This is a genomic window from Oceanicola sp. 502str15 (assembly GCF_024105635.1).
In the GTDB taxonomy this organism is placed as follows: Bacteria; Pseudomonadota; Alphaproteobacteria; order Rhodobacterales; family Rhodobacteraceae; genus Vannielia.
Genome location: NZ_WYDQ01000001.1, coordinates 4,177,598 through 4,203,499, shown reverse-complemented (window position 1 = coordinate 4,203,499; position 25,902 = coordinate 4,177,598). Strand labels below are relative to the sequence as shown.

Sequence of the window (25,902 nt, the reverse complement as noted above, 5' to 3'; positions counted from 1 at the left end):
ACGTTAGGCGCAAAGCCCGTGCCGCCACAACGCCCGATCGCCTACTCCGCGGGTGCGGGGCGCTCCGGGGTGCGCCCGGCGGTGCTGCGGGCGTCGATTTCCACGTCGTCATCTGGGTGGAAGGCCTCGAGCTCGGGGCGGGTGCCGATGTTGATGTGCTCGATGTCTTCCTCGGCAAAGCCGCGGATCAACGAGGGGATCATCATGCAGACCAGCAGGAAGATCGGCAGGCCGACCACGGTGATGACTTGTTGCAGCGCCGTCAGCCCGGCCTCGCCGGCGAGGATGATGAGCATGGCGGCCACCAGCCCCTCGGCGGCGCCCCAGAACACCCGCTGCCCGACCGGGCCGGGGGTGGGTTTGCCGGTGCAGAGCATGTCGACCACCAGCGAGGCGGAGTCGGACGAGGTGGCGAAGAAGATCGCCACGATCACCACGGCGAAGCCCTGGATGAACTCGGTGAAGGGGAAATGCTCGAAGAAGGCGAACATGGCCAGCGGCACAGACTCGGCCACTGCCGCGCTGATCTCGCCTGCCGCCTCGCCCATGGCGGCGCGGGCGGCGAGGCCCAACCCGTCGAACTCCATCGCCTGCCAGCCGAAGATGGAGAACCAGACGAGGGTGAAGAGCGAGGGTGCGAGCAGCACGCCGAAGACGAACTCGCGGATGGTGCGGCCGCGCGAGATGCGCGCGACGAAGAGGCCGATGAAGGGCGACCATGTGACGGTCCAGGCCCAGTAGAACACCGTCCAGCTGCCCTGCCAGCCCCAGGGCGGGTTGTCGGGGTTCTCGTTGGCGAGCATGTCGTTCCAGAACATCAGGTGCGGCAGGTTCTCGAAATAGAGGCCGAAGGTTTCGACGATGCCGCGCAGCAGGAAGAGGGTGGAGCCGAAGACCAGAACGAAGATCATCAGCGCCACGGCCATGCCGATGTTGAGGTTGGAGAGCACCTTCACGCCCTTGTCGAGGCCGACGACGATGGAGCCGATGGCGACCACGGTGAGCACGGCGAGGATCATCACCTGCACGCCCGGGCCGGTGCCCGAGCCGGTGAGCGCATCAAGGCCCGCCGCGATCTGGCTGGAGCCGAGGCCGAGGGAAACGGCCACGCCGAAGAGGGTGCCGAGGATGGAGGCGATGTCGATCGCCTTGCCGACGGGGCCGTGGATGCCCTCGCGCAGCAACGGGTAGAACACCGAGCTGACCCTGACGGGCAGCTCATAGCGGTTGATGAAGTAGGCGAAGGCGAGGCCGGGGAGCGCGAAGATGGCCCAGGTGTGCAGGCCGAGGTGATAGATGGCGATGGAAATCGCATCCTGCGCCGCCTCCTCGCTGAAGGGGGTGACGCCCTGCAGCGGCGGCTCGGCGAAATGCGAGATCGGTTCGGCCACGCCCCAGAACATCAGCACGGTGCCGATGCCGCCGGCAAAGAGCATCGTGAACCAGCTGAGGTTGGTATACTCGGGCCGCGAGCCCTTCGGCCCGAGCCGGATATGGCCGTGGCGCGAGCAGGCTGCCCAGATCAGGAAGCCGAGCCAGACATTGACGCCGAGGATGAAAAACCAGCCGAGATTGGTCACGATCCAGGCCCTCCCTGTGGCGAAAGCATCGCCGATGGGCTCGGGCGCGATGACCAGCGCAAGCACGAAGAGCAGGGTCAGCCCCGCAGAGATGAAGAAGATGGTTGGATCGGTGCGCAGGCCAAGGCGGCTGGCGAGCTGGTGCAAGGAATCGTCCCCCGATTGTGATCACGTGTTACGCAACCAACGGGAGAGCGGCGGGGATGTTCCAAAATTCCTGCCCGGGGTGGCAGGGATCGGCCCCCGGATGACCGCATTTGGCACGTGACGATCCTTAACAAAACGCGCTAAAACCCCCACATACGCCCCAGCACCATGTAATTTGAGGACGCGAGATGGCCGATTTTGATGCGATGATCGAGAAATCCCAGGCCCAGGTGGCCGAGACCCAGGGCAAGATCTCCGAGCTTTCGAGCCGGATCGAGACCGCCCGCCAGAAGATGGCCGAGGGGCAGGACATTCAGATCGATATCGAGAACGCCACGCTTGAGGACGTGCACCAGCACACCGAGCTTATGAACGCCAATATCGCAGAGCTCATCATGGGCCTCGACGATGTGACCACCGGCTTCTCGGAGGATTTCTCGGAGATCCGCGACAAGACCGGCTGGGAGAGCTTCGTGGGCATCTTCTCGGCGGGCAAATCCGAGAGCCTGCGGCAGGAGCGCATCCGCACCGCCAATATCGACGACAAGCTGCAAGACCTCATCTCCAAGTCGGACGTGATCGTGAAGCTGCTGGAAAACCAGCTGACCATCCTGAACGGCGAGAAGGTGAAGGTGGAGGCCAACCTGACCGAAACCCTCGACGAGCGCGAGCTGACTGTGGGCGAACTTGAGGCGCTGCGCGCCGAAGTCACCGCCCTCGATCCCAAGATCATCGAGCTGGAAAACAAGATCTCGGTCGAGCAGGACGCCGCCGCCCGCACCAAGCTGGAAACCGAGCTGGCCGAGTTGAACAACAAGTACAACGAGCTGGTGCAGGAGGAGCAGGTCAAGCTGGCCAAGAGTCAGACGCTGGAGCGCTACATCGAGAAGGGCAAGACCTGGGTCGACTCGCTGCAGAACCAGGCCGCAACCCAGATGGTGCTGATCAACAAGCTGCAGACAGACACCAAGCAGCGCGTGGTGCTCTATGATGCGCTCACCAAGTCGCTGAAGACCGCCCAGCAGCAGGACGTCGCCCACCGGATCAACGAGATCGGGGTGAAGACCGACCAGGAGGCCCAGGCCGCCATGGCGGGCATCGGCGCGGCCACCAACCAGCGGATGGCCGACATGATGGAGGCCCATGAAGACCACATGGTCTTTGCCCGCAAGGTGCTGGAACAGAAGGCCAAGGCTGACGAACGCTTTGCCCGGCGCTTCGAGAAGATTGTCGAGAAGCACGACAAGAATATTTACGGGGCGTAAGCCCTTGCCACCCTCCGCACGGGGGGTGGTGGGTTTCACCCAGCCTACGGGAACGGCATGACCGATACCAAGAAGGCCCTCACCGCCGACCACGCGCAGCTGAACGACGAGTTTGCCACGCGGCGGTATTTCTCGAAGTTCGAGGCGATCACCGGGCATTTGGCCAAGGTGGCGGCGGCGATGGAGGTGGAGGGAAGCCTTTCGAAGGCGGAAGTTACCATTCTGGGTCGCTACATCGGCGGGCTGTCGAACGCCTTTGCGGCGCTCGGCAACAAATACCTGCTGACGGGCCGCGAGGGCACGCCGGTGGGCAAGCTCGATTTTGACCGGCACGAGAGCGGCTTTCCGGTGTTTCAGGAAATGTTGACCATGGCGGTGGATGCCCAGCAGGCCGGGCGGCATTTGCAGAACATGCCCGATGCCGCCGCGCTGAAGGATGACATGATCCGCCAGATCGTGGGCGAGCTGAGCATTCCGACAAAGCTGCAATATGCCATGGCGCAGCGGCTCTACTACGAGGCGTTGCTGGGCGAGAATATCTTCTGGGCGCGCAATGACCCCGAGGCGCTCTGGCAGAGCAGCAGCGGCGAGCGGCGCAACTTCCTGATCCACTGGGCGATCTTCGACAGCCAGGTGAACCTGCCGGTGATCTACCTGATGGATTGCGAGGATTCCGGCCGCGTGAGCCTGCCCAAGGACGAGCGCCGCTGGCCCGCAGCGCAGGCTCATCTGATGGCGCAGAGCTTCTCAGGCCTGAAGCTGCTGACCATCGCGCAAGGCTTCGATACCGATTTCGACGACCTGCACCCCAAGCGCATCCGGCGCTTCCACGTGGGGCCGATGTATTCTTCCGCCTATACGGTGCAATCCGGCCCGCTCTGCGAGGTGCTGGCCGAGGCCAAGGCCCCCGAGGGGCAGGACTGGGCGCTGGCCTGGACCGAGGAAGAGCTGGTGAGCGAACGGGTGCGCAGCGAGAAGGCGGGCTGGTTTTCGTCGGTGGAGCGCGAGGTATTCACCCTCGACCCTTTCTCGGGCCGCGGCGCCGACACCGGGGCCACGCGGCAGCAACGCGCCATCATCATGCCCGAACGCCCCTACCAGGTGCTGGCCGAGAAGAACCCGCCGGGCTTTTCGGGCGTGCGCAAGTTCGTGGTGTCGCCCGGTGGGCGGGTGTTTGGCTACAGATAGATTTTATGCCTCCGGCGGGAGATATTTCCGGCAAGAAAATGAGGCGGGTTTCGAGAAGGAATTGAGCGATGAGCCTTTCGAGCGACGAGATGGAACTTCGGGAAGAAGAGATCCGCAAGCATTACGAGGCGGCGGCGGGGATGCTGGAAGGCATCGACCATACCCCCCGGATCGCCGCACCCAAGGAGGCCGCCACGCCCGAGCGCTCGGCCGGGATTGGCACACGGCGGCGGTTTCGCTCGACCACGCCGGGACTGGTGACCCGCAGCAGCGCCCGCCCCGAGGGGGTGCGGCTGGTGGAGCGCATCGAGTCCGCCGATGAGGGCGACCCGCTGGTTTCGCCCACGCAGGCCACGGTTCTGCACGCCCTGCGCCGCGCGATTGCCGTGGCGCTCGCCGTGGGCGAAGGCTTTGGCGAGGCGACCGGGCTGGTGGAGCTGAAGAAGGAAAACCTTGAAGGCCGCCTGCCCGAGACCCGCAAGGCGGAATTTTCCGAGCTTCTGGCCGCCGAGGCGCTGGCGGTGATGTATTCCTTCGGCAATGCGACCTCCTTCCTGCTGGCAAGTTCGGCGGGCGAGGCTTCGGTGGAGATCGGGGCGGTGGAAGAGGTGCTGACCGACAACGCGCCGTTGGCGCTCCACGGCTGCCTCTGGGAGCTGGACCAGGAGCTGGCGAGCTTTGCCGATGCGGAGCCGAAGCTGGTGGCCACGGTCATGGCCTATGCCGAGCAACTGATGGAGAAGGTGGCGCTTCGGGGCCAGACCGCCCCGCGCGTGGGGGCCTTCACCGGCGCGAAGTATCGCGTGGAGGCCGATGACCTGACCATCGCGGGCTTTACCCCGGCGCGCAAGGCCAAGGGCAGCACGCTGGTGATGCAGTTCAAGAAGCCCAACGAGGTGGTGGGCAACCACATCGCCAAGTATCAGGCGATGCGGCTGGCGAAGATGATCATGGCCTATGATTTCGAGCGCAAGCTGAACCCCTTCGTCGAGTTGGGCGGCTTCATCTTCACTTTCATGGGCGATGGCGCGCCGGGCACCGGCAAGACGACGCTGATCCAGATGATGGCCGGTCTGGTGAGCGAATATTGCGGTGTGGCGGGCTATCCGTTCCGCTACCAGAACTTCGGCATCGACAATATCGACAGCTATCAGGGCAAGTCGGGGCAGAACGCGAAGGCCTTCATCAACAACGTGCTGGACCCTGGGGTGATCGGGTTTGGGACGGTGGATGATATCGACCAGATCGCGGGCAAGCGCGGCGACCGGCAGAGCAGCGCCGGCCAGCAGGAGGTGACGGCGGTGCTGATGGAGGCCTTTGCGGGGGCCAACACGGTGGTGCGGGGGAACTGCACCTTCGGGATGTTCTCGAACTACCCGGAGAACGTGGATGACGCCCTGCGGCAGCGGGCCGGGGCGCGGTTCCTGGTGGACGGGCCTCAGACGCGGGAGGATTACATCGACATTCTTTATCTGCTGATGGGCAAGAACCATTCGCTGCCCCTCGGGGATCACGAGGCCTATGCGGCGCAGGAGATCAAGAAGGCGGTGTCGGCCAGCTTCGAGGGGCATAGCAAGCCCCATGAGGCGGGGCTGCTGGAGGTGTTCGACCGGGTGCAGGCCGAGATCGGGGCGCTGGACACGATTGCCAAGGTAGGCCGCTACCTGAAGGCGATCCAGGAGGCGGATGAGCGGTTTACCGGGCGGGCGATCAAGAACATCACCGACGCGGTGAAGGTCCGCGCGATGGACTTCGAGCTGCCCGACGAGTGGATGGAGGAGCCGGAGCTGTTCCTGTTCAAGCCATATGAAGAGAAGCTGGGGATGGTTTCGGAGCTGCGCCAGCCGATCACCATGGAGATGGTGATTCAGGAGGTTAATAGGTACGCGGATAGCGAGTTCCGCTACGCCGACAAGTCGGACGAGGTGGCGATTGACGGGATGGTGCGGGACTTCGGGCGGCAGGAGGAGGCGAAGCGGCGGTATTTGGAGGGGAAGGGGTGAGGGACAAGCTAGCCCCAATCTCGTTCTGGAGAATTCAGAATCCAATCATCTGGGGATTGCTTGGAACAGCTACCGTCGGATTAGTTACCTTTGCCCTCGCCCAACAAGAAGTTTGTTCGTTTCACGTTTGGCAGGGCAAGGTTTGTTCCGAGCGATGGAGCATGTTCCTGAAGTCGAGCTCAAACGAGATTGGTGATACCCTAGCTGGGATAGCCGGAACTCTCGCTTTTCTATGGATAATAGTTACCGTCTGGCTTCAAAGCCAAGAGCTGGCGGCGCAGAGAGAAGTACTTTCTGCTACTGAAGAAGAGTTCCACGAGTCGAACCTGAATTATGAGAAGCAGAGATTCGAAACTTCATTCTTTGAGCTGATTTCAACTCAAAATTCAATAACCAGTTCGATTAGACACACATACCGACCTTTAAGGTTCTCGGAGGGTCGGTTGGTGAGCGAAGAGCGGCTCACAGTATCAGGAAGAGACTACTTTCCGTTCTTCTACAACCTCCTGTTTGACAAAGACAAGGATTGGAGCGGTGTTTCCCCGGCTGAATCATTGGCTGAAACCCTAGCCGAATATCGGGATTTGTACGAAAAGCAAGGCGCAAATTTGGGCCACTATTTTCGCTTCACATATAACGCAATGCGGACGATTTCGGAGAACCCACACTGCCAGCCTCGACATAAGAAGCTGTTTCGAGCACTTTTTTCAGACTACGAACTCGCCGTGCTATTTTATAACTGCCAAACCACTACCGGCGCCAACATGATGAAATATGCGGAGACTTTCGCGCTGTTCAACAATCTTCCAAAAGGCATACTTATTAGCGAGGCGCATCGAGACTTTGTACCTCCGTCTTGCTTTGGAGAGGAATCATGAAACGCCTCATCACCCGCGGCCTGATGTTCGGCAACCTCATCGAGGTCGCCTCCCCTGCCCTGATCGACCGCTACAACCGGGCGCTCCACAAGCTCACCGGCAAGCGGACGGAGCTGCCCGACTTCCACGTCGATATCTCCGGCTTCTCCCCCGAGATCGCCTTCGAGTTCGACGATCTGCTCTATCTCAACCCAAACGGGGTGAACCGGCAGTTCATCCTCCTCACAACCGCGCAGAAAACCGCCCCCCTGCTGAACGCCAAGTTCTCCATGAGCCGCGGCATTCTGCGGCAGTTCATCGAGGAGAACGAGAGCCAGCTTTTTGCGCTGACCTCGCGGGATGCGGTGCTGGGGGAGCTGGATAATACCGTTTTCGAGGTCAACACGCCCGCCCGCCTCTTCGACATCAAGAAGATCACCGTGCGGGCCGATACCACCTCGGGGCATATCGAGCAGGCCGAGGCGCTTTCCGAGAAGATCGCCACCTTCAAGACCAAGCCCGATGCCTGGTGGGATGATGTGCTGATTGCCGAGATGATCGGGCTGGCCAAGCAGACTGGGGATGTCACCCGCAACCCGGTGACCTTCAAGGCGCCCAGCTTCACCCAGGGCAACTTCTGGACGGCGCATTTTGGCGGGCTCTACATTTTCCGCGATGTGGAGCATCCGGCGACGATTGCCTGCGGCGACAAGGCAAGCATCGGCAAGATCCCCTCGCCCTATCTGTTCGACCTCTCCGACCGGGCCGGGATTGCGAAGTTTCTGGAGCTGAACAACCTCGTCGAGCCGATCGTGAAGGCGAAAGGCACCGATGCGACGGCGATCCTGAAGCAGAAGATGGATTTCATCCTGGTCGATGTGGCCGCGACGCTGGGCAAGGACGTGCCCTCGCGCTCGCGGGGCGATCTGCGCAAGCTGGCGCAGACGCTTGGCAGCGCCCTGCCGCCGGAGTTTCATGCGCTGAACGAGCTGGTCCGCTGGGCCGAGCAGGGCGGGGGCTGGCCGAAGATTACCTCGAGCCATCCGGCCTATTTCTATACGCTGCGCGCCACCAACCACCCCGACCGCGATCTGATCAACCAGTTGCTTTCCGAGCTGTCGCGGCTCGACGTGCGCCAGCTCTTCATCTGCCACAAGGAGCTGTTCTACGCGCTCTACCGGGAGTGGCCGGACAGCAAGAAGGAATTTGTCGCCGATTTCCTCGCCCGCGAATACGCGGTGGACAAGCAGGGGGCGCGGGCGGCACTCTTCGGCACCGGGGAAGATGCGATGGAAGAGCCAAGCCCCCCGCCCGAACCCCGTGTCTCGGAAGAGCGCATCAGGATCGTCGGGCCATGGGGCGCGGTGAGGAGGTAACGGATGGGGTTGATACGGCTGGTCGTGGTGGGGTTCATCGTTCTGACGGTGCTCTATTTCTGCATCTCGATCTACTCGCGCTCGATCCGCCGCGAAAAGCTGGAGGACCGCTGGGCCGAGGATCACCCGGACGGGGGTGACGATGCGGCGCGGAGTGCCTATATCGAGGGCGGGATGGCGGCCTATCACAGCGGGCTGCGCAAGAAACTGATCTTGCTGGTCTATGTCATCCCGGTGATCGTCGTCGGCGTGATCCTCTACCTGACCAACGCCAACTGAGGGGCAATATGCGGATACTCTGGCGCGCGATCAAATGGGCTTTCATCACCATGATCGCGCTGATCTTCCTCTACGTGCTGCCCCAGCATGACGTGGTGCGCATCACCGGGACCGAGGTGATCCGGCAGGACTTCTCTGGCTTCAACCGGATGTTCTACGCGCAGGCCGACAGCGGCGCGGCCGAGATGGCCACCCGCGATGTGCGCTTCATCCAGACCGTGAAGCAGAAGTCGTTTCTGCTCGGGTTCATCCCGCGCGAGGCGACCGGGGTGATGGTGTATCGCAACGAGGATTCGGGTTGGATCTGGCCGCCCTACTTCAAGTTCGACAGCTCCGACCTTCAGGCCGACGCGCAGGAATACATCTCGACCAGCGCCGCCCCGCAGTGGGTGCTGATCACGCATTACGGCTTTCGCAACCGGTTCTTCTCGATCTATCCCAACGCGATCGGCGTGAAGCCGATCGACGGGCCGGATCATTACTCGATTCCGTGGTTCAACATTTCCTTCTTCGTGCTGCTGGGCATCGCGCTGTTGTTCATCCGGGCGATGTGGCGGCAGTTCCGCGAGCGGGCCTTGGACCCGACGCTCGATGCGGCGGAGGACCGGTGGGACCGGGTTGAGGCGGCGGCCAATGAAAAGCGGGCCGGGTGGCGGAAATGGCTCGGGACGTGGAAGAGCAAGCCGCCGCGGTATTGATCGCGGGGCCCCTGCCCTTCAGCTTCCGCCAAGCCGCAGGATGGTTTTGACCAGCGCATCGGGCTGCGAGAAATAGGCCGAATGGCTGGCCTTCAGCTCTTCCACCCGTTCGACCGGCGTTTCGGACAGGCATCTGTCCTGCAATGCGGGCGTTACCGCGCGATCTTCGGTCAGCCGGATGTAGGCGCGGGGCACGGAGCCGTATCGAGCTGCTGTGAGCGCAAGGCGGGCCAGCGCGGGGCGCAGGGGCTCGCGGCAAAGCAGGCTGTGGCCCAGAGCCACGTCTTCTGTGCTGCAATCGTGGTAGAGACCCTCGTGGTAGATCTCCGGGGCGAGATCATCCCACATGCCGAGCTTTCCGATGGAGATATGAGGCCGCAGGAGCGAACCCTTGTCGGCGCGAAAGTAATCGGCGGCGCGGGCGCCTTCGGGCAGCATGAAGGAGGCGAGGTAGATGGTGCGCGCGATGCGCTCGGGGGCCAGTTCGGCCAGCCGGGAGGCGAGGATGCCATAGCGGCTGTGAACGACGATGGTGGTTTTCTCGCCTTCGGGCAGCAGTGGTACGAGGTGGGCGGCCATCATGTTGAGCGTGATGAGCTGGCGCGGGCGCTGCGCCCGGCCGCGTCCGGGCAGATCGGGCACGATCACCCGGTGCCCCTCGGTCCGCAGGCGCGGCGCGACCTTGTACCAGCACCAGGCCCCGTGCCAGCTTCCGTGGATCAGCAGAAAGTTCATTGCAGCGATCTCCCTCTTTCCCGGCCTGCATGACCGGGAAGGGAGCGCCGCTCGACCCGGATGTTGCGGGAAGCGGAGGCGGCGGCAAAGGAAAAGGCGCGCGAGTTTCCCCGCGCGCCCCTGTCGTTACACCGAAACCGGAAGCTTACGCCTCGACGGTCTCTTTCGTGGCCTCGATGGTCTTGGTCGACCCACCGGCAATCTCGATCCGGCGGGGCTTCAGGGCCTCGGGGACTTCGCGCACGAGGTCGATGTGCAGCATGCCATCGGCGTGGGTTGCGCCCGTCACCTTGACGTGGTCGGCCAGGGTGAAGCGGCGCTCGAAGGCGCGGGTGGCGATGCCACGGTGAAGGTACTTCTTGCCCTCGTCGCTCTCGCCCTTGCTGGCGGAGACGATCAGGGCACCCTCTTTCACTTCGACCGAAAGCTCAGAGTCGGCAAACCCGGCCACGGCAACCGAGATCCGGTAGTCGTTTTCGGCGACTTTCTCGATGTTGTAGGGCGGGTAGGTCGGCTGGGTGCCGTCGGCGGTGAGGGCGCGGTCCATCAGGTCGGCGAAGCGGTCGAAGCCGACGGTGGCGCGGTAGAGGGGGGAAAGGTCGTAATTACGCATGGGTATCCTCCATTGAGCGATAGATAAGCGTTTTCAGTCACATGCGCCTTCCTGCTGCGGACAGGCGCGGGGTTCTGCGCGGGCCCGTGTGGCGCCCGTGCAGGAGATATGTGGGGGTGGATTTTGGTGGATTCAAGGGGTGTGGGGTGCCCGGATCGGCGGGCGGAAAGCGCGCAGATGCACGGGTGTCAGGGTTTGACGAACCTCGGCCCAGAGCCCGGCCGCACGAAGCGGGCCCCGGTGCTGGACGACGCCCCGACGGCAACCCGCTTGGCCGCGCCGACAACTTGCGGAAAAACCCCGCGCCCGGCCCGCAGGTCGGCGCGAAGCTGGCGCACCGCAGGTTCGACCCGCATGCCGAGCGAGAGCACCTTGCCCTCTTCGCGCGCGCCTTTGGAAATGATCGACACGATCTCGGGCCGCCCGCCGGTGAGGTCGAAGACCGGTGCCCCGGAAGAGCCGAAGGTGACATCGCAGGAGAACGCCAGAGCGCCGAGCCGCTCGCCCAGCACGGAGCAGGAGCGTTGCAGCGACAGCGCCTCTTCGCGGCCCTGCCCGTAGGAGGCCACGGCCACGTTCTCTCCGGCGCGGACATTGGCCGAAATCCCGTAGGGCTCGGCATTGGCCGCTGCGATGGGCCGGTCGAGCTGGAGCAGGGCGACATCGGCCATGAGCTGGCCGATCACATCGTCGCTCCCCGGCACGTAGCCCGGCATCACCACGGCGCGGAGCCCGGTGCGCGTGGCCACCTCCATCCCGTCGCGATAGCCAGCCCGAAAGATGATGGCACGCGGGTTGGCGCGGTTGCCCGCATGGTCAAACAGGCAATGCGCGGCGGTGAGCACGAGGTCGGTCTCTATCAGCGCGCCGGAGCAGAAAGAGCCGCCGCCAAGGTCGAGCCGCCCGACGGCCTCCCAGCCCAGCCCCTCGGAGCGCAGCGACAGGCGGCGCAGGGCGCTGTCGGCCAGCGCGGGAGTGGCGGTGGCAAGGGCCAGCGCGGCAAGGAGGGCGCGGCGGATCATGGCTTGACGAAGCGGGCGCCGATCTCGCGGCGTTCGCCCCCATCGGTGCCGCCCAGAAAGCGCACCGTGCCGCCCCGGTTCAGCACGTCGCCGCCGGTTGCGATTTCTGCCATGAGCACGTCGAGCACGGGGCCGATCTCGGTGCCCAGCGCCACCGGACGGCCCTGCATGGTGGCCTTGGCCGAAATCACCGAGGCCACCTGCGGCCCATGTGCCCCGATGGTGAAGATCGGGGCGCCGGAGGAGCCGAAATCGACCGAGCAGGAGAGCATCAGCACCCCGCCTCGCCGCTCGATCACCTCGCAACCGCTCTCGTAGGAGGGCGCCTCGGCCCGGTCCTGCGCGTAGGACACCACCCCGACGCTGTCACCCTCGCGCGGCGCGGCGGCGGTGTCGAACGGGGTGACGCGGATGTTGCGGATCGGCCTGTCGAGCTGAAGCAGCGCCACGTCGAGCGCGACCCGATCCAGCTGGTCGCGGCCCTTGTAGACATAGTTCGGATGGGTCACGGCCCGGCGCACGCCCCGATAGGCCTCGGCGCGGCCCTCGCGCCAGCCCGCGCGAAACTCGACATCGCCGATCTCGATCCGCTCGCCGGTGTCCATGTGGTAGAGGCAATGGGCCGCCGTCAGCACCAGGTCGGGCGCAATCAGCGCCCCGGTGCAGAAGCTCTTGCGCCCCATCTCCAGCCGCCCGACGGCCTCCCAGCCGCGCCCCTGATCGGAGGTGGCCATCCGGGTCAGCCCGGTGTCCTGTGCGGTGGCGGGAAGACCAAGAAGGCAAAGGGCCCCGGCAAGGGCGGAGAAGAAGGCTTGGCGCATGACGGTCCCGAACTGATCTCTGCGCCCGGACCTATCGGCGCCGTGGGGCGATTTTGTGGCAAGGGGCGCGCCGCGGCTGCAAACGTTGCAGGAAAGCCGCGGCGCTGCCTGAGTTGGCGGAGGTCAGCCCAGCGCGGGCGGTTTTGGCCCGCCGGTCGCCCAATCGAGCAGCTCGACGGTGTGGACGATGGGCGTGGCCGTGCCCGAGCCGATCTGCATCATGCAGCCGATGTTTCCCGCCGCGATGATGTCGGGGGATTTTGCCTCCAGCGTCTGCACCTTGCGGGCCTTGAGCTGCCCCGAGATCTCGGGCTGCATCAGGTTGTAGGTGCCCGCCGAGCCGCAGCAGAGGTGGCTGTCGGCCGGCTCCACCACCTCGAAACCTGCCGCCTTCAGCAGCGCCTTGGGGTGGTCCTTGATCTTCTGCCCGTGCTGGAGCGAGCAGGCAGCATGATATGCCACTCGGATCGGCCCGCTGCCCTCCGCGCTCTGCGCCATGGCGTCGGTGCCCGCGATCTCGGACTTGGCAAGGTTGCGGGCCGCAACCGGGGCCTCCGGCATCAGCTCGGCCAGTACCTCGGATATATCCTTGGCGATCCCGGCCACCCGCGCGGCCTCATCGGCCAGCTCGCTTTGGCCGAACATGTGGCCGTAGTCCTTGACCGTGGTGCCGCAGCCCGAGGTGTTGATGACGATGGCATCCAGGCCGTGCCCGTCCATCTCGGACACCCAGGCGCGGATGTTCCTTGCGGCGGTGCCATGCGCCTCGCTCTCGCGGCCCATGTGGTGGGTGAGCGCGCCGCAGCAGCCCGCGCCCTCGGCCACCACCACCTCGCAGCCAAGCCGGGTGAGCAGGCGGATGGTGGCATCATTGATATCGGTGTTCAGCGCCTTCTGGGCACAGCCCGTCATCAGCGCCACGCGCTTGCGGCGTGGAGCGGTGGGGGCAAAGCTCTGCGGGTCGTCGTTGCGGGAGACCGGCGGAATGCGCTTGGGCGCCATCTCCAGCATCGCGCGCAACCGGGCCGAGGGGATCAGGCTGCGGAATGGTCTGCCAATCTTGGCCCCCAGCAGCGCCAGCCGAAACCGCCCCGGATAGGGCAGGATGCGCGCAAGCAGCCAGCGCAGGGCGCGGTCGGGGAGCGGGCGCTTGTAGTTGTCTTCGATGTAGGCGCGGGCGTGATCGACAAGGTGCATGTAATGCACGCCCGAGGGGCAGGTTGTCATGCAGGCAAGGCAGGAGAGGCAGCGGTCGATGTGCTTGACGGTCTTCTCGTCGGGCACCCGTTCGTTCTCGAGCATGTCCTTGATGAGATAGATCCGCCCGCGCGGGCTATCGAGCTCGTCGCCCAGCACCTGGTAGGTCGGGCAGGTGGCGGTGCAGAAGCCGCAATGCACGCAGGCCCGCAGGATCTCGTTGGCCCGCGCGGTGCCCGGATCGGCCAGTTGGGCCTCGGTGAATTCGGTTTTCATCTTTGGTTCGTCCCGTCAGAGAAAGAGAAGGCCAACAAGGGTGAGCAGCACGGCGGAGACCACGATGGAGAGCAGCCGCGTACCCAGCCCGGCCTCGCGCCCGGCCACCAGCCGCCAGAGCACCGCCGCCAGTGCCCCGCAGACCAGCGGAGCGGCCACGGACATCAGGATCAGCGCCTCAAACCCGCTCGACATGCCACAGCCCGCCGCATCGCCGGTGCAGGGCGAGGTGTTCATGGAATAGCCCATAAAAGCAAGGATCGCGCCGCCGAGGCCCACGATCGCCAGAGGCACGGCGACAGGGCGTGCCAGCGCCGTGGCCAGCATGGCGGCAAGCACGATTAGGCCGCCCATGATGAGGCCTGTCATCAGGTCCATCCGCTCACCCCATCAACCCGGGGTTCAAGATGCCACGCGGATCGAACTTGGCGCGCAGCCCCGCCGTGAGCGCCGCCAGAGCGGGCGGCTCGGGGTGGAACCGGGGGATACCGCCCCCCTGCCCGCGCACCCGCGTTGCATGGCCATCGAAAGCCCCGAGAGCGGCGCGCAGGTCGGTGCCCTCCGGCACGGCGGCCCAGATCAGCGCCCCGCCCCAGTCGAGCATCACCTTCGCCCCCTCGGGGAGCCGCTCCACAAGGCCGGCCGCGTCGGAAGGCTTGCAATGCAGCCGCCAGACATCCTCGGCCCCGCCCGCGAACCTCTGCACATCTCGGAACCACGGCCAATCGTGGCTGTCGCTCACCACGGTTTCGACCTCGCCGAAGCCGCCCAGCGCCTCCTTCAGCCGCCCGAGCCGATAGGCCACGGACCCGGCCATCCCTTCGATCCTGAGCTGCGTCGAGGCGCGGTCATTCGCATCAAAGTCGGTATGGCAGGCCGCCGTGATCTCCCAAGGCGTGCCCAGCGCGGCAGACATCGCCGCCACCGCCTGCGCCACCGAGAGCCCGCCGAGCGAGAGCACCCCGGCCACCTCGGGCCTCGGGAGCACCTTCAGCGACACCTCGCTCAACACCCCCAGCGTGCCATGGCTTCCGGCCATCAGCTTCACCAGATCGTAGCCGGTGACATTCTTCATCACCCGCCCGCCGTTCTGCACCACCCGGCCCGCGCCATCGACAAAGCGCACCCCGAGGCAGAAATCACGCGCCGCCCCGACCGACACCCGCCGCGGCCCGCTCGCATTGGCCGCGACCACGCCGCCAATGGTGCTTTCTCCTTCGGTCCCGAGCAGCCCACGCATGTCGGGCACCTCGAAGGCCAGCCGCTGGCCCTCTGCCGCAAGCGCCGCCTCGATCTCGGCCACCGGCGTGCCGGCCTGTGCCACCAAGGTCAGCGCGCCCGGCTCGTAAAGCGAAATCCCCCGCCCCGCGTAGCGCAGCGGCTCGCCCTCGCCCCGCACCCCGCGTGTGCCGCCGCCGCGCACCGAAACCGGCCCGTCCGCCGCCGCCAGCGCCTCTGCCAGCTCAACCTCGCTCGCCGGTTCCATGATGCTCAACCTGTTCATTTTCTTGCTCAAAATACTCTACCCCGATCCCACAGCGCTCACGCCGCCCGATCAGGCGCGCGCCGCCGCCCCGCCGAGACCGTCAGCGGAAACACCTTGGCCGGGTTCAGGATCCAGCCCGCGTCGAACACGTCTTTCACGTCCATCTGCGCGGCCAAATCGTCGGGGCGATATTGCACCTCCATCAGGTCGCGCTTCTCGATGCCCACGCCATGCTCGCCGGTCAGGCAGCCGCCGACCTCGACGCAGAGCTTCAGGATCTCGGCCCCGAAACGTTCGCACAGTTCGAGCTGGCCCTCCTCGTTGGCGTTGAACAGGATCAGCGGGTGCATGTTGCCGTCGCCTGCGTGGAAGACATTTGCGACCTCCAGCCCGAACTCCTCGCTCATCTCCCCGATGCGGCGCAGCACGAGGGGCAGCTCGCTGACCGGGATCGTCCCGTCGAGGCACATGTAATCGTTGATCTGGCCCATCGCCCCGAAGGCCGATTTGCGGCCCAGCCAGATGCGGGCACTTTCCTCCGCCGAGCCGCTCTGGCGCACCTCCACCGGGTTCAGCTCTTCGGCGATACCGCAGATCAAGGCAAGCTGCGCGTCGATCTCCGCTTCCGAGCCTTCGACCTCGACGATCAGCAGCGCCTCGCAATCGGGGTAGCCCGCGCCTGCGAAGGCCTCGGTGGCACGGATGCAGGGGCGGTCCATGAACTCGATGGCCACGGGCAGCACGCCCGCCTTGATGATGTTGGTCACGCATTGGCCCGCCACCTCGGAGCTGTCGAAGCCGATCAGCACGGGCCTAGCGCCTTCGGGCTTGGGCAGGATGCGGAGCCAGGCCTCCGTGACCACGCCAAGCTGGCCCTCGGAGCCGCAGATGAGACCGAGCAGGTCGAGGCCGGGCGCATCCATCCACGGGCCGCCGACACGGGTGATGGTGCCATCGGCGAGCACCATGGTCACGCCGAGCAGGTTGTTGGTGGTCACGCCGTACTTGAGGCAATGCGCCCCGCCGGAGTTCATGGCGATATTGCCCGCGATGGCGCAGGCAAGCTGGCTCGAGGGGTCGGGCGCGTAGAAGAAGCCGTCCGCCTCCACCGCACCGGTGACGGAGAGGTTGGTGCGCCCGGTCTGCACGTGCACGTAGCGGTCGGGGTAATTGCTTTCCAGCACATCGGCCATGCGCGAGACCCCGAGGATCACGCTGTCGGCGGTGGGAAGCGCCCCGCCCGCGAGCGAGGTGCCCGAACCGCGCGGCACAACCGGCACGCCCTCGGCGTGGCAGACTGCGAGCGCGGCAGAGACCTCTTCGGTCGTGGCGGGCAGCACCACGGCGAGGGGCGGGCATTTGTAGGCGGTGAGCGCGTCGCACTCATAGGCCCGCACTTCTTCGGGCGCGTCGATCACCCCGCCGGGCAGCACGGCGCGCAGGCGCTCGACGATGCGGGCCTTTCGAGCAAGGATCTGCGGGTCTGGCTCGGGCATTTCCATGGCGGCGGGCTCCGTTGCTGGCGAATTGGTCAGAAAATATAACCAATTTTGCCATCTGGCAACCGGAGCTGGCGCGACATAGGGTCCGGCCATGGATCTGATGCCTCTTCTTGCCCCGTTTTCCAGTGCCGATGCCGTGGCCGTCGCGCTCATTCTCACGCTCTGGGCCGGGCTTGGATGGGTGGTGGAGCATCCGCCCGCCGGCAAGCCCTCAGTCTCCGTGCTGATGCAGGCCTACCGGCGCGACTGGCTGCGCGAGCATGTCACCCGCCAGCCGCGCATCTTCGACGCCACCATCCTCGGCAACCTTCGGCAGGGCACCACTTTCTTTGCCTCGGCCTGCATGATCGCCATTGGCGGCGGGCTGGCGGTGATCGGCAACCCCGAGCAGCTGGCGAGCGTTGCGGCAGACCTTTCGCTCGGCACCACGACCACGCTGGCCTTTGAGGTCAAGATCACCTTGATCCTGTTCTTCCTCGCCAATGCTTTCCTCAAGTTCGTCTGGGCGCACCGGCTGTTTGGCTACTCCTCGGTGGTGATGGGCGCGATTCCCAATGACGAGGACCACCCGGCCACCTACCCCCGCGCCGCCAAGGCCGCCGAGATCAACATAACCGCCGCCAAGAGCTTCAACCGCGGAATGCGCTCGATCTACTTTGCGCTCGGCGCGATTGGCTGGCTGGTGGGGCCGTGGGGCCTTGGGCTGGGCGCGGTGGTCAGCGCCGTGGTGATCTGGCGGCGGGAGTTCTGGAGCCAGTCGCGCGAAGTGCTGATGCAGCCCGACGGCTGACAGGGTTGTGACCCAGAGCAGCGCAATACTGTGGCACAGTGCCCGGCATGCGCTGGCTCATCCCGTTTCTCTTCGCTCTTCCCGCAATGGCCGATCCGGCGGTGGTGGAGGCCGTGAAGGCCGCGCCATCGGGCGGTGCCTGGCGGTTTGACGTGACCCTCTCCCATGCCGACACAGGCTGGGAGGATTACGCCAACGGCTGGCGGGTGACGAACGAGACCGGCCGGGTGCTGGGCACCCGCAAGCTGCTCCATCCCCATGTCGACGAACAGCCCTTCACCCGCAGCCTGTCGGGGGTGAAGATCCCGCAGGGCGTGACTCGGGTCTGGATCGAGACCAGCACCCTGCCCGAAGGCTGGGACGGCACCCGATACCAGGTGGATCTGCGCTAGCGGGATGGTGGGTTGGCACCCACCCTACGGCCTGCGGCAATGGACTGGTGGCCAACAGCCGCGTGGCGGCGTCAGGCGCCCTTCGCGCCGCGTCGCCCCTCGATCAGCCAGGCACCCAACGTCAGCAGTGCGGCCAGCACGAGGAAGAGCAGAGGGTTCACCAGCGGAATCACCGTGACATCAGCCGTGACATAGGCCCCGCGCGGGGTGATCCCGACCCAGCCGCGACCCGAGGCCACGCGGCCTTCGCGCACTTCGCGAATGCCGGGGGTGCCCTCTTCCAGCGCCACCACGCCACCGCGCCGCGTATCCACTGCCGCCTGGACGACCTCGCCCGTGGCAATGGTCTGCTCGAACTCCTTGGGCGCGGACGGCCCGAGCGCCACGACGGCGGTCTTGTCGCCTTCGGCAAGACGATAGAGGCCAAGGTCCGGCCCTTCGAAGACGCCCTGGTAGAGCCCCGGCGAAACCTCTTCGAGCGGCACCACGTAGACCGAGCCATCGGGGCCGATCACCTCCACCTCGGAGGGCGCATCGCCAAGGGTGCGGCGGGTGATCGTCATCTCCTGGCCCACGGCCTCGGCGGTCAGGCTCTCTTCTTCGAGGTCGGGCTCCTTCATCATCCAATGCGCCAGTCGCCGCAGCAGCTCGAGCTGCGGCCCGCCGCCCTCGAAGCCGCGTGACCAGAGCCATGCGTGGTCGGAGGCCATCAGCGCCACCCGACCTTCGCCGTGGCGCTGCAAGACCAGCAACGGGCGGTCTTCCAGACCCGACATCACCACCTGCCCGCCATTCTCGCCCGGCGTGGGGATCAGATCGACGAGGCGGAACCAGCGGCCCCAGCCCGGCACGCCCTCTTCCTCGGAGGGATAGAGCGCCTCGAGCCCCTCGGTGACAGGGTGCTTCTCGCCCAGTTCGGTGACTTCGGGCAGGTAGCCGTCTTCCAGCACGCGGGCCGAGGGCGAGGCGGGCATGATGTCGCCCAACGGCGAGCGGTAGATGGAATCGGCGCTGGCAAAGTCCGGCCCGGCGGCCACCAGCACCGCCCCGCCGCGCTCGACGTAATCACGGATGTTGTCGAGGTAGAGCGTGGGCAGGATGCCGCGGCGCTTGTAGCGGTCGAAGATGATCAGGTCGAACTCGTCGATCTTCTCGATGAACAGCTCGCGGGTGGGGAAGGCGATGAGCGACAGCTCGGAGACCGGCACGCCATCCTGCTTTTCGGGCGGGCGCAGGATGGTGAAGTGCACGAGGTCGACGGAGCTGTCGGACTTCAGCAGGTTGCGCCAGGTCCGTTCGCCCGGATGCGGCTCGCCGCTCACCAGAAGCACCCGCAGGCGGTCGCGCACGCCGTTGATCTGCACGACGGCGGCGTTGTTGCGGTCGGTCAGCTCGCCCTCCGCCGCCGGGGTGATGAACTGGATCACGTTCTTGCCGCCATGGCTGAGGGTGACGGGCAGCGACAGCTCCTCGCCCACCGGCACGTCATAGGTGCGCGGCTCCTCACCGTCGATCGCAATGGAGAGCGGCACCGTGGCGCCGGCGCCCGCGCCGGAGGGCACGTCGCCCTGGTCCTCGATCATCAGGGTGAGGTTGACCTCTTCCCCGAGGATGCCGAAGGCGGGGGCGTTCTGGATCACGAGGCGGCGGTCCCAGTCTGTGGAATGGCCGGTCATCAGCAGGTGCAGCGGGGCGGGCAGATCGGGGGTGCGCTCCATGTCGTGCACCCGGCCGTCGGAGATGAGGATCGCCCCGGCGACCCGGGCGCGCGGCTCTTCGGCCAAGGCCTCGGAGAGCGCGGCCATGGCACGCGTGCCTTCGTCGCCCTCACCATCGCCCACCACGGCCACGCGGGCCTCGGTGTTGGGCATGGCGGCGATCTGCGCCAGCACCCGGCCAAGGGCGGCCCCGGTCTGGTCGGCGCGGTCGGAGAGGGCCTGCGACGAGCTTTCATCGACCACCACCAGCACGATGTCGGAGAGCGGGTTGCGCTCTTCCTGTTGCAGCGAGGGGTTGGCCAGCGCCACAAGCAGCGCCACGGCGGCGAGCGCCCGCAGCCACCAGCCGGCCAGCCCGCGCCAGATGGCGAGCACGATGAGCAGCACCGCGAGGGCACAGGCGGCATAGAGCGCGATCCACGGCAGGTGCGGCGCGAAGACGATGCTGTCGGCGTTCATCATTGGCCCAGCCTGTCGAGCAGCGCAGGCACGTGGACCTGGTCGGATTTGTAGTTGCCGGTGAGCACATGCATGATGAGGTTCACCCCGAAGCGATAGGCGATCTCGCGCTGCTGCTCGCCCGCGTAGCCGCGCCCCACGGGGAACATCGCCGCGCCGTTGTTTTCCACTGCCCAGGCCGCGGCCCAGTCGTTGCCGCCGATGACCACCGGTGTCACGCCGTCATTCAGGTTGCGGAAGGGCATGCCCTCGACCACCTCGGCATCCTCCGGCGCGGCCTCGACCCAGACGTCACGGCTGGCCCAGCGGCCGGGGAAATCCTGCAACAGGTAGAAGGTGCGGGTGAGCACGTGGTCCTGCGGGATCGGCTCCAGCGGCGGAATGTCGAGCGGGCGGGCCAGCTCCTGCAGCTTGCGCCCCTCGGGCGTGGCGGCGCCAAAGCCACCGATATCGGCATCTCGGGTGTCGAACAGGATCATGCCGCCGGTGCGCAGGTAGCGGTTGAGCTTGGCATAGGCCTCGGCGGAGGGGGTCGGCTGGTTGGGGTTCACCGGCCAGTAGAGGAAAGGGAAGAAGGCGAGCTCGTCGGTTTCGAGGTTCACCGCCAGCGGCTCGGCGGGCTCGATAGAGGTGCGGCGGAAGAGGGTGTCCGAGAGGCCGCGCAGCCCGGCGTGGGCCACCTCGTCGAGCCGCGGATCGCCGGTCACGACATGGGCGAGCACCACCTCGGTGGTGGCCTCGAGCGCCAGAAGGTCGACGTCTTCCTGCTGCGCTGATGCGCCATCGGGCGCGGTGATGAGGAGCGCGGCGATGAGCACGGCGCCCGCCGCGCCCGTGCGCCGGGTGCTGCGCGCACGCGGGGCGAAGAGGCGGCCACCGAGCCAGAGGGAGGCGATGATATCGAGTGCCAGCGCCACCAGCGCCGCGGTGAGGACGAAGCCCTTCAACGCCGTCTCGCGGTTGACGGCCAGCCCCTCGACCGGCACCCGCGCAGGCCAGCTCACCGGCTCCAGCACCGCCTCGGGCCCCAGCACGTTGAGCGCGATCAACCTGTCCTCCCCGGCATAGAGCCCCGGGCGCAGGTCCGGCCCGATCGGGGCGGTGCCTGCAAGGGCCGCGCCGAGGTCTGCGCCTTCGACACCGGGCAGCGTGCCCGCGTCCTGCACCACGCCGAAGCCGTCGAGCACCCGCTCGGGTGTCCAGACGGTGCCTTCCAGCTCGCCCGCATCGGGGGTTGCGGGGCGGGTGGAAATGGCCAGCCGTTCGAGCATCTGCACGAAGAGGCCGGAGAGGGGGAGCGACGACCATTCGGCATTGGCGGTGACGTGAAACAGCACCACAGAGCCCTGCCCCAGCCGCTTGCGTGTGACCAGCGGCGTGCCATCGGCCAGCGAGGCAATGACCCGGTCGGCCAGCTCAGGGTCGGGCTGGGCCATGACCTGGGCGGTCACGGTCACGTCGTCCGGCAGGGCGAGGCCGTAGAACGGCGAGGTCTCGGGAAAGGGCCGCAGCGCCTTGGGCTCGCCCCAGCTCATCGCGCCCCCCACCGAGCGCCCGCCCTCCCGCAGGCGCACCGGCATCAGCGTGTCTTCCTCGCGCCGGCTCACATCGGAGGCCGCCAGTTGCGGCCCGGCGAAGCGTAGCAGCAGGCCGCCCTCCTCGACCCAGGCCAGCAGGTCTTCCTTTTCGGCGTCCGGCAGGTCGGCCACGTCGGCGAAGACGATGGCGTCGGGGTTGGCCAGCAGGATATCGGGCAGGGTGCCCTCGACCAGATCGGCGGTCGGCTCCAGCGCGCGTTCGAGGTAGTGCAGCGGCGAGAGCAGCTCCAGCCCCTCGCGATCTTCGCGGCCTGCGATCAGCGCCACCTCGCGCCGGCGCAGCCCGTCGTCGGAGAGGGTCACGGCCCCTGCCCCGCGAATGCCCTGCACTTCGAAGCGGGTGATGCGGTTGCGCAGCTCGGCGGGCAGCACCAGGGCCACCTCAGCCTCGGTGGCGGCCGTGTCGAACGCGACCTCGGCGCGCGCCAGCGCGCGCTCGGTGCCGGAGGGGTCGCGGCCATAGGCCAGCACGGTGGCGGTCTGGGCGGCAAGCGCGTCGGGGCGCAGCACGGTGAGGCGCACCTGCCCGTCTTCGAACCGGACGGGGCGCAGCCCGAGCGGGCGGCGGGGGCTTTCGAACACCGTCACCGGCCCCTTGTCTTCCAGCGCGGCCAGCACCGTCTCGCGGCCGTCATGGGCAAGACCGTCCGACAGCCAGTAGGTTTCGAAACCCTCATCGAGGCTCTCGATCCACTCCGTCGCTGCGCCGCTCTCGGGCGGCCATGCGGTGGGCTCGAGGCCGGCAAGGCGCGGCGACCATGCACCGGCGGCCAGCATGGGCAGTTCGCCGGGAGCCGGCAGCGCGGTGAGCGACACCACGGCAACGGGGCGATCGGTGGCGGCGGCATCGGCCAGAAGCCCTTCGATCCGGGCCATGCGGCCCGGCCAGTCGCGGGCATCGGCCCAGCCGCCATCGAGCGCGATCAGCAGCGGGCCGGTGCCCTCGCGGCGCTCTTCGGGGTTCAGCACGGGGCCGGCGAAACCGATGATGATGGCGGCCACGGCAAGCATCCGCAGCAAAAGCAGCCACCAGGGGGTGCGATCGGTCTGGCTGTCTTCATCCTCGAGGCCCAGCAGCAGGGCGACACCGGGAAAGCGGCGGCGGATCGGCGCGGGCGGCACGGCGCGCAGCAGCAGCCAGAGCAGCGGCAGCACGACCAGCGCCCAGAGCAGGAGCGGCGCGGTAAAACCTATGGGGCCGATGGCAAACATCAGCGGCCATGCTCCAGCGCACCGTAGAGCCAGAGCAGCGCGGTTTGCGCCGGGGCGTCGGTGTGGTGGGTGGTAAACTGCCAGCCGGTGGTGCGGGCAAGCTGCTCCAGCCGGTCCTTGCGGGCGGCGAGCCGCGCGAGGTAGCGGCTGCGCAGATCGCCGGCCTTGCGGGTTTCATGGGCGAGGCTGCCCCCCATGCTCTCGAAGATCGTGCGCCCGTCGAAGGGAAACTCCTCTTCCTGCGGGTCGAGGATCATCACCATCGCGCCGCGCACACCACGGTCGGCGGCGCGGGCCAGCGCGGTTTCGACCGCGTCGATGTCACCCATGAAATCGCTGAGAAACACGGCACGGGAATGCAGCGGCAGGGTATCGCCGCGCGGTGCGCCGTAATCGGGGCCGGGCAGCGCCTTTTCCTCGGCCTCCATCGCCCCGCCCAGCGCATCGGCGATGCGGATCAGTTGCAGCGGGCCGGAGCGGGGCGGCTGATCGAGCCGGGCAAGCCCCACGCGCTCCCCGCCGCGCACCAGCAGCACGGCCACGGCAAGGCTGAGGAGCCGGGCGCGCTCGGCCTTGGAGGGGCGCTTGCCGGGAGCACCGGAAAAGCGCATCGACATCGCCTCGTCGGCCCAGAGCATCACCGATTGCGCCGCCTGCCATTCCTTCTCGCGCACGAAGTGCTGATCGGACTTGGCCGAGCGCCGCCAGTCGATGCTGCGCGCCTCATCGCCCACCGCCAGCGGGCGGTATTGCCAGAACTCGTCGCCCATGCCCGAGCGGCGGCGGCCATGGGCCCCCAGCAGCACGGTTTGCGCGAGGTGCTCGGCATCGGCCAGCAGCGGCGGCAGCGCGGCGGCCAGCCCCTCGGCCCGGGACCGCAGCCCGCGCCCTACGCCGGCATGGAGAGCAACTGAAGGCGCATCGCTCAAGCGGCAGACTCCACGCGGGTCACGCCTTCGGCGACGGCGCGGATCACGCTCGAGAGCTCCTCGCCCCGCGCACGCGCCGCGAACGACAGCGCCATGCGGTGGGTCAGCACGGGGGCGGCCATGGCCAGCACGTCCTCTGCGGAGGGCACGAGGCGGCCTTCCAGCAGGGCGCGGGCGCGCACCGTCATCATCAGGGCCTGCGCGGCACGGGGGCCGGGACCCCAGGACACCGAGCGCTGCACCTGCTCGGGCGCGGTCGGGTCTTCGGGGCGGCAGGCGCGGACCAGATCGAGGATCAGCTCCACCACGTTCTCGCCCACGGGCATCCGCCGCAGCAGGCCCTGCGCGGCGATCAGTTCGGCTGCCGAGAAGATCTGATGGCTCTCGGCCTCTTGGGCGCCGGTGGTGGCGAGGATGATGTCGCGCTCGGTGTCGCGGGTCGGATATTGCACGTCGATCTGCACGAGGAAGCGGTCGAGCTGGGCCTCGGGCAGCGGATAGGTGCCCTCCTGCTCGATCGGGTTCTGCGTGGCGAGCACGTGGAAGGGCGCATCGAGCACCCGGTGCTGGCCGCCGACCGTCACCTCCTTTTCCTGCATCGCCTGAAGCAGGGCCGACTGGGTGCGCGGGCTGGCGCGGTTGATCTCGTCGGCCATCAGGAGTTGGCAGAAGATCGGGCCTTCGATGAAGCGGAAGGCGCGGGTACCATCTTCGGCGGTTTCGAGCACCTCGGAGCCGAGGATATCGGCCGGCATCAGGTCGGGGGTGAACTGAATACGATTGCCGTTCAGCCCCATGACGGTCGAGAGCGTGTCGACCAGCCGGGTCTTGCCGAGGCCGGGCAGGCCGATCAGCAGGCCGTGACCGCCGCAGATGAGGGCGGAAAGCACGAGGTCCACCACTGTCTCCTGACCGATGAACCTGCGGCTGATGGAGGCCCTCGCCTGCCCCAGCTTTTCGGCCAGCGCCTCGATTTCAGGCACGAGCCCCGCTTCATCGGACATGACATTTCTCCTTGGTCGGCTAGGTTAGGGCCCAGTAAGCCATCTATCGCATGTGAGACCAATGGCGAAATCGAAGGCCAGACAAGATATTGTGAAACCCGACGCCCAAAGCATCGAAAGCGCGGCCAGAAGCGCCGCCAAAAAGGGCAAGCTGCCGCCCGTTCACCTGTGGAACCCCGAGTTCTGCGGCGACCTCGACATGCGGATTGCCCGCGATGGCACGTGGTTTTACCTCGGCACGCCGATCGGCCGCCCCGAACTCGTGCGGCTGTTCTCGACCATCCTCAAGAAGGAGGGCGGCGATTACTTTCTCGTGACCCCGGTGGAGAAAGTCGGGATCACGGTGGATGACGCCCCCTTCGTTGCGGTGGATTTCACCGCTTCCGGCAGCGGCGAAGCGCAGGTGCTGACCTTCGAGACCAACGTGGGCGACCTTTCGGAAGCCGGGCCGGAAAACCCGATTCGGGTGGAGCGCGACCCCGAAACCGGCGAACCTTCGCCCTACGTGCATGTGCGCGCAGGGCTGGAGGCGCTGATCGACCGCAAGAGCTTTTACCGGCTGGTAGAGATCGGCACCGTGCAGGACGACTGGTTCGGCCTGTGGTCGGGCGGCAGGTTCTTCAGGATCATCCCCGCCGCCGAACTGCCCTGACCTCCTGTTCAATTGAGCGCCTGCGGCGCATTCCATTTTTTGGGATGCCTCCGGCGGGAGTATTTTCCGCAAGAAAATGAACGGGCTGCGAGAAACTTCAGAG

General features: G+C 66.5%; 23 protein-coding genes. 10 read left to right on the top strand and 13 right to left on the bottom strand.

The genetic code is table 11. The annotated features are described in order from the left end of the window. Window positions 1-41: 41 nt before the first annotated feature. Entirely contained in the window at window positions 42-1,727 is a 1,686-nt protein-coding gene (locus tag GTH22_RS20760; RefSeq protein ID WP_252947501.1) for a BCCT family transporter, read from the bottom strand. A gap of 188 nt (window positions 1,728-1,915) precedes the next feature. On the opposite strand from GTH22_RS20760, the gene GTH22_RS20755 reads away from it, so the two are divergent. The 7 genes from GTH22_RS20755 (at window position 1,916) to GTH22_RS20725 (ending at window position 9,393) form a co-directional block, all read left to right on the top strand. Then, the gene (locus GTH22_RS20755) at window positions 1,916-2,992 is read left to right on the top strand and encodes a hypothetical protein (protein WP_252947500.1); all 1,077 of its coding nucleotides are present in this window, start codon (window positions 1,916-1,918) and stop codon (window positions 2,990-2,992) included. Between the two features lie 57 nt (window positions 2,993-3,049). Next, window positions 3,050-4,180 carry a hypothetical protein gene (locus GTH22_RS20750; protein WP_252947499.1) on the top strand — a complete coding sequence of 377 codons (1,131 nt, stop codon included), beginning with the start codon at window positions 3,050-3,052 and terminating at the stop codon, window positions 4,178-4,180. 68 nt (window positions 4,181-4,248) lie between these two features. Continuing rightward, window positions 4,249-6,183 carry an ATP-binding protein gene (locus GTH22_RS20745; RefSeq protein WP_252947498.1) on the top strand — a complete coding sequence of 645 codons (1,935 nt, stop codon included), beginning with the start codon at window positions 4,249-4,251 and terminating at the stop codon, window positions 6,181-6,183. Next, window positions 6,180-7,061 (top strand): putative phage abortive infection protein, encoded by an 882-nt coding sequence (locus tag GTH22_RS20740; protein WP_252947497.1) that lies wholly within the window; start codon window positions 6,180-6,182, stop codon window positions 7,059-7,061. The genes GTH22_RS20745 and GTH22_RS20740 overlap by 4 nt, the downstream gene beginning before the upstream one ends. Next, complete coding sequence (locus GTH22_RS20735) at window positions 7,058-8,416, top strand: DUF6638 family protein (RefSeq protein ID WP_252947496.1); 1,359 nt, start codon at window positions 7,058-7,060, stop codon at window positions 8,414-8,416. The genes GTH22_RS20740 and GTH22_RS20735 overlap by 4 nt, the downstream gene beginning before the upstream one ends. Window positions 8,417-8,419: 3 nt before the next feature. Then, window positions 8,420-8,695 (top strand): hypothetical protein, encoded by a 276-nt coding sequence (locus GTH22_RS20730; RefSeq protein WP_252947495.1) that lies wholly within the window; start codon window positions 8,420-8,422, stop codon window positions 8,693-8,695. A gap of 8 nt (window positions 8,696-8,703) precedes the next feature. Continuing rightward, window positions 8,704-9,393: a DUF1523 family protein gene (locus tag GTH22_RS20725; protein WP_252947494.1), complete on the top strand. Its 690-nt coding sequence runs from the start codon at window positions 8,704-8,706 to the stop codon at window positions 9,391-9,393. An 18-nt stretch (window positions 9,394-9,411) separates the two neighbouring features. Here the strand turns inward: GTH22_RS20725 and GTH22_RS20720 are convergent, their stop codons facing one another. The 8 genes from GTH22_RS20720 to GTH22_RS20685 form a co-directional block, all read right to left on the bottom strand. Continuing rightward, a complete protein-coding gene (locus tag GTH22_RS20720) occupies window positions 9,412-10,128 on the bottom strand; it encodes an alpha/beta fold hydrolase (RefSeq protein WP_252947493.1) in 717 nt (238 codons plus the stop codon). A gap of 145 nt (window positions 10,129-10,273) precedes the next feature. Beyond that, window positions 10,274-10,741: an Hsp20 family protein gene (locus tag GTH22_RS20715; protein ID WP_252947492.1), complete on the bottom strand. Its 468-nt coding sequence runs from the start codon at window positions 10,739-10,741 to the stop codon at window positions 10,274-10,276. A 188-nt stretch (window positions 10,742-10,929) separates the two neighbouring features. Further along, on the bottom strand, window positions 10,930-11,763 hold the full coding sequence (locus GTH22_RS20710) for a serine protease (protein ID WP_252947491.1): 834 nt from the start codon (window positions 11,761-11,763) through the stop codon (window positions 10,930-10,932). Further along, on the bottom strand, window positions 11,760-12,584 hold the full coding sequence (locus tag GTH22_RS20705) for a serine protease (protein WP_252947490.1): 825 nt from the start codon (window positions 12,582-12,584) through the stop codon (window positions 11,760-11,762). The genes GTH22_RS20710 and GTH22_RS20705 overlap by 4 nt, the downstream gene beginning before the upstream one ends. 123 nt (window positions 12,585-12,707) lie before the next feature. Next, complete coding sequence (gene glcF / locus GTH22_RS20700; RefSeq protein WP_252947489.1) at window positions 12,708-14,057, bottom strand: glycolate oxidase subunit GlcF; 1,350 nt, start codon at window positions 14,055-14,057, stop codon at window positions 12,708-12,710. 15 nt (window positions 14,058-14,072) lie between these two features. Continuing rightward, window positions 14,073-14,426 (bottom strand): hypothetical protein, encoded by a 354-nt coding sequence (locus GTH22_RS20695; RefSeq protein WP_252947488.1) that lies wholly within the window; start codon window positions 14,424-14,426, stop codon window positions 14,073-14,075. A gap of 13 nt (window positions 14,427-14,439) precedes the next feature. Beyond that, on the bottom strand, window positions 14,440-15,543 hold the full coding sequence (locus tag GTH22_RS20690; protein ID WP_252947693.1) for an FAD-binding protein: 1,104 nt from the start codon (window positions 15,541-15,543) through the stop codon (window positions 14,440-14,442). A gap of 56 nt (window positions 15,544-15,599) precedes the next feature. Further along, entirely contained in the window at window positions 15,600-17,045 is a 1,446-nt protein-coding gene (locus GTH22_RS20685) for an FAD-linked oxidase C-terminal domain-containing protein (RefSeq protein WP_252947487.1), read from the bottom strand. Between the two features lie 91 nt (window positions 17,046-17,136). Here GTH22_RS20685 and GTH22_RS20680 point away from each other — a divergent pair, with 91 nt between their 5' ends. Together GTH22_RS20680 and GTH22_RS20675 are read left to right on the top strand one after the other, a co-directional pair. Then, window positions 17,137-17,835 (top strand): DUF599 domain-containing protein, encoded by a 699-nt coding sequence (locus GTH22_RS20680; RefSeq protein ID WP_252947486.1) that lies wholly within the window; start codon window positions 17,137-17,139, stop codon window positions 17,833-17,835. 47 nt (window positions 17,836-17,882) lie between these two features. After that, window positions 17,883-18,227 (top strand): hypothetical protein, encoded by a 345-nt coding sequence (locus GTH22_RS20675; protein ID WP_252947485.1) that lies wholly within the window; start codon window positions 17,883-17,885, stop codon window positions 18,225-18,227. 71 nt (window positions 18,228-18,298) lie between these two features. Here the strand turns inward: GTH22_RS20675 and GTH22_RS20670 are convergent, their stop codons facing one another. The 4 genes from GTH22_RS20670 to GTH22_RS20655 are packed head-to-tail and all read right to left on the bottom strand — an operon-like array spanning window position 18,299 to window position 25,147. Beyond that, window positions 18,299-20,404: a hypothetical protein gene (locus GTH22_RS20670; protein ID WP_252947692.1), complete on the bottom strand. Its 2,106-nt coding sequence runs from the start codon at window positions 20,402-20,404 to the stop codon at window positions 18,299-18,301. Then, a complete protein-coding gene (locus GTH22_RS20665) occupies window positions 20,404-23,214 on the bottom strand; it encodes a DUF4159 domain-containing protein (RefSeq protein WP_252947484.1) in 2,811 nt (936 codons plus the stop codon). The genes GTH22_RS20670 and GTH22_RS20665 overlap by 1 nt, the downstream gene beginning before the upstream one ends. After that, window positions 23,214-24,143, bottom strand: coding sequence for a DUF58 domain-containing protein (locus tag GTH22_RS20660; protein ID WP_252947483.1), 930 nt, complete (start codon window positions 24,141-24,143; stop codon window positions 23,214-23,216). The genes GTH22_RS20665 and GTH22_RS20660 overlap by 1 nt, the downstream gene beginning before the upstream one ends. After that, window positions 24,140-25,147, bottom strand: a complete 1,008-nt coding sequence (locus GTH22_RS20655; protein WP_252947482.1) for a MoxR family ATPase — start codon at window positions 25,145-25,147, stop codon at window positions 24,140-24,142. Before GTH22_RS20655 ends, GTH22_RS20660 begins: the two co-directional genes overlap by 4 nt. Before the next feature lie 61 nt (window positions 25,148-25,208). On the opposite strand from GTH22_RS20655, the gene GTH22_RS20650 reads away from it, so the two are divergent. Further along, window positions 25,209-25,799, top strand: a complete 591-nt coding sequence (locus GTH22_RS20650) for a DUF1285 domain-containing protein (protein WP_252947481.1) — start codon at window positions 25,209-25,211, stop codon at window positions 25,797-25,799. Window positions 25,800-25,902 lie beyond the last annotated feature (103 nt).

Excerpts from the sequence above, each read along its gene's own strand:
- GTH22_RS20745 (WP_252947498.1), top strand. The coding sequence starts at position 4,249 with ATGAGCCTTTCGAGCGACGAGATGGAACTTCGGGAAGAAGAGATCCGC.
- GTH22_RS20750 (WP_252947499.1), top strand. The coding sequence starts at position 3,050 with ATGACCGATACCAAGAAGGCCCTCACCGCCGACCACGCGCAGCTGAAC.
- GTH22_RS20705 (WP_252947490.1), bottom strand. The coding sequence starts at position 12,584 with ATGCGCCAAGCCTTCTTCTCCGCCCTTGCCGGGGCCCTTTGCCTTCTT.
- GTH22_RS20665 (WP_252947484.1), bottom strand. The coding sequence starts at position 23,214 with ATGTTTGCCATCGGCCCCATAGGTTTTACCGCGCCGCTCCTGCTCTGG.
- GTH22_RS20675 (WP_252947485.1), top strand. The coding sequence starts at position 17,883 with ATGCGCTGGCTCATCCCGTTTCTCTTCGCTCTTCCCGCAATGGCCGAT.
- GTH22_RS20655 (WP_252947482.1), bottom strand. The coding sequence starts at position 25,147 with ATGTCCGATGAAGCGGGGCTCGTGCCTGAAATCGAGGCGCTGGCCGAA.
- GTH22_RS20710 (WP_252947491.1), bottom strand. The coding sequence starts at position 11,763 with ATGATCCGCCGCGCCCTCCTTGCCGCGCTGGCCCTTGCCACCGCCACT.
- GTH22_RS20685 (WP_252947487.1), bottom strand. The coding sequence starts at position 17,045 with ATGGAAATGCCCGAGCCAGACCCGCAGATCCTTGCTCGAAAGGCCCGC.
- GTH22_RS20720 (WP_252947493.1), bottom strand. The coding sequence starts at position 10,128 with ATGAACTTTCTGCTGATCCACGGAAGCTGGCACGGGGCCTGGTGCTGG.
- GTH22_RS20680 (WP_252947486.1), top strand. The coding sequence starts at position 17,137 with ATGGATCTGATGCCTCTTCTTGCCCCGTTTTCCAGTGCCGATGCCGTG.
- GTH22_RS20755 (WP_252947500.1), top strand. The coding sequence starts at position 1,916 with ATGGCCGATTTTGATGCGATGATCGAGAAATCCCAGGCCCAGGTGGCC.
- GTH22_RS20690 (WP_252947693.1), bottom strand. The coding sequence starts at position 15,543 with ATGGAACCGGCGAGCGAGGTTGAGCTGGCAGAGGCGCTGGCGGCGGCG.
- GTH22_RS20730 (WP_252947495.1), top strand. The coding sequence starts at position 8,420 with ATGGGGTTGATACGGCTGGTCGTGGTGGGGTTCATCGTTCTGACGGTG.
- GTH22_RS20695 (WP_252947488.1), bottom strand. The coding sequence starts at position 14,426 with ATGACAGGCCTCATCATGGGCGGCCTAATCGTGCTTGCCGCCATGCTG.
- glcF (WP_252947489.1), bottom strand. The coding sequence starts at position 14,057 with ATGAAAACCGAATTCACCGAGGCCCAACTGGCCGATCCGGGCACCGCG.
- GTH22_RS20715 (WP_252947492.1), bottom strand. The coding sequence starts at position 10,741 with ATGCGTAATTACGACCTTTCCCCCCTCTACCGCGCCACCGTCGGCTTC.
- GTH22_RS20650 (WP_252947481.1), top strand. The coding sequence starts at position 25,209 with ATGGCGAAATCGAAGGCCAGACAAGATATTGTGAAACCCGACGCCCAA.
- GTH22_RS20670 (WP_252947692.1), bottom strand. The coding sequence starts at position 20,404 with ATGAACGCCGACAGCATCGTCTTCGCGCCGCACCTGCCGTGGATCGCG.
- GTH22_RS20735 (WP_252947496.1), top strand. The coding sequence starts at position 7,058 with ATGAAACGCCTCATCACCCGCGGCCTGATGTTCGGCAACCTCATCGAG.
- GTH22_RS20725 (WP_252947494.1), top strand. The coding sequence starts at position 8,704 with ATGCGGATACTCTGGCGCGCGATCAAATGGGCTTTCATCACCATGATC.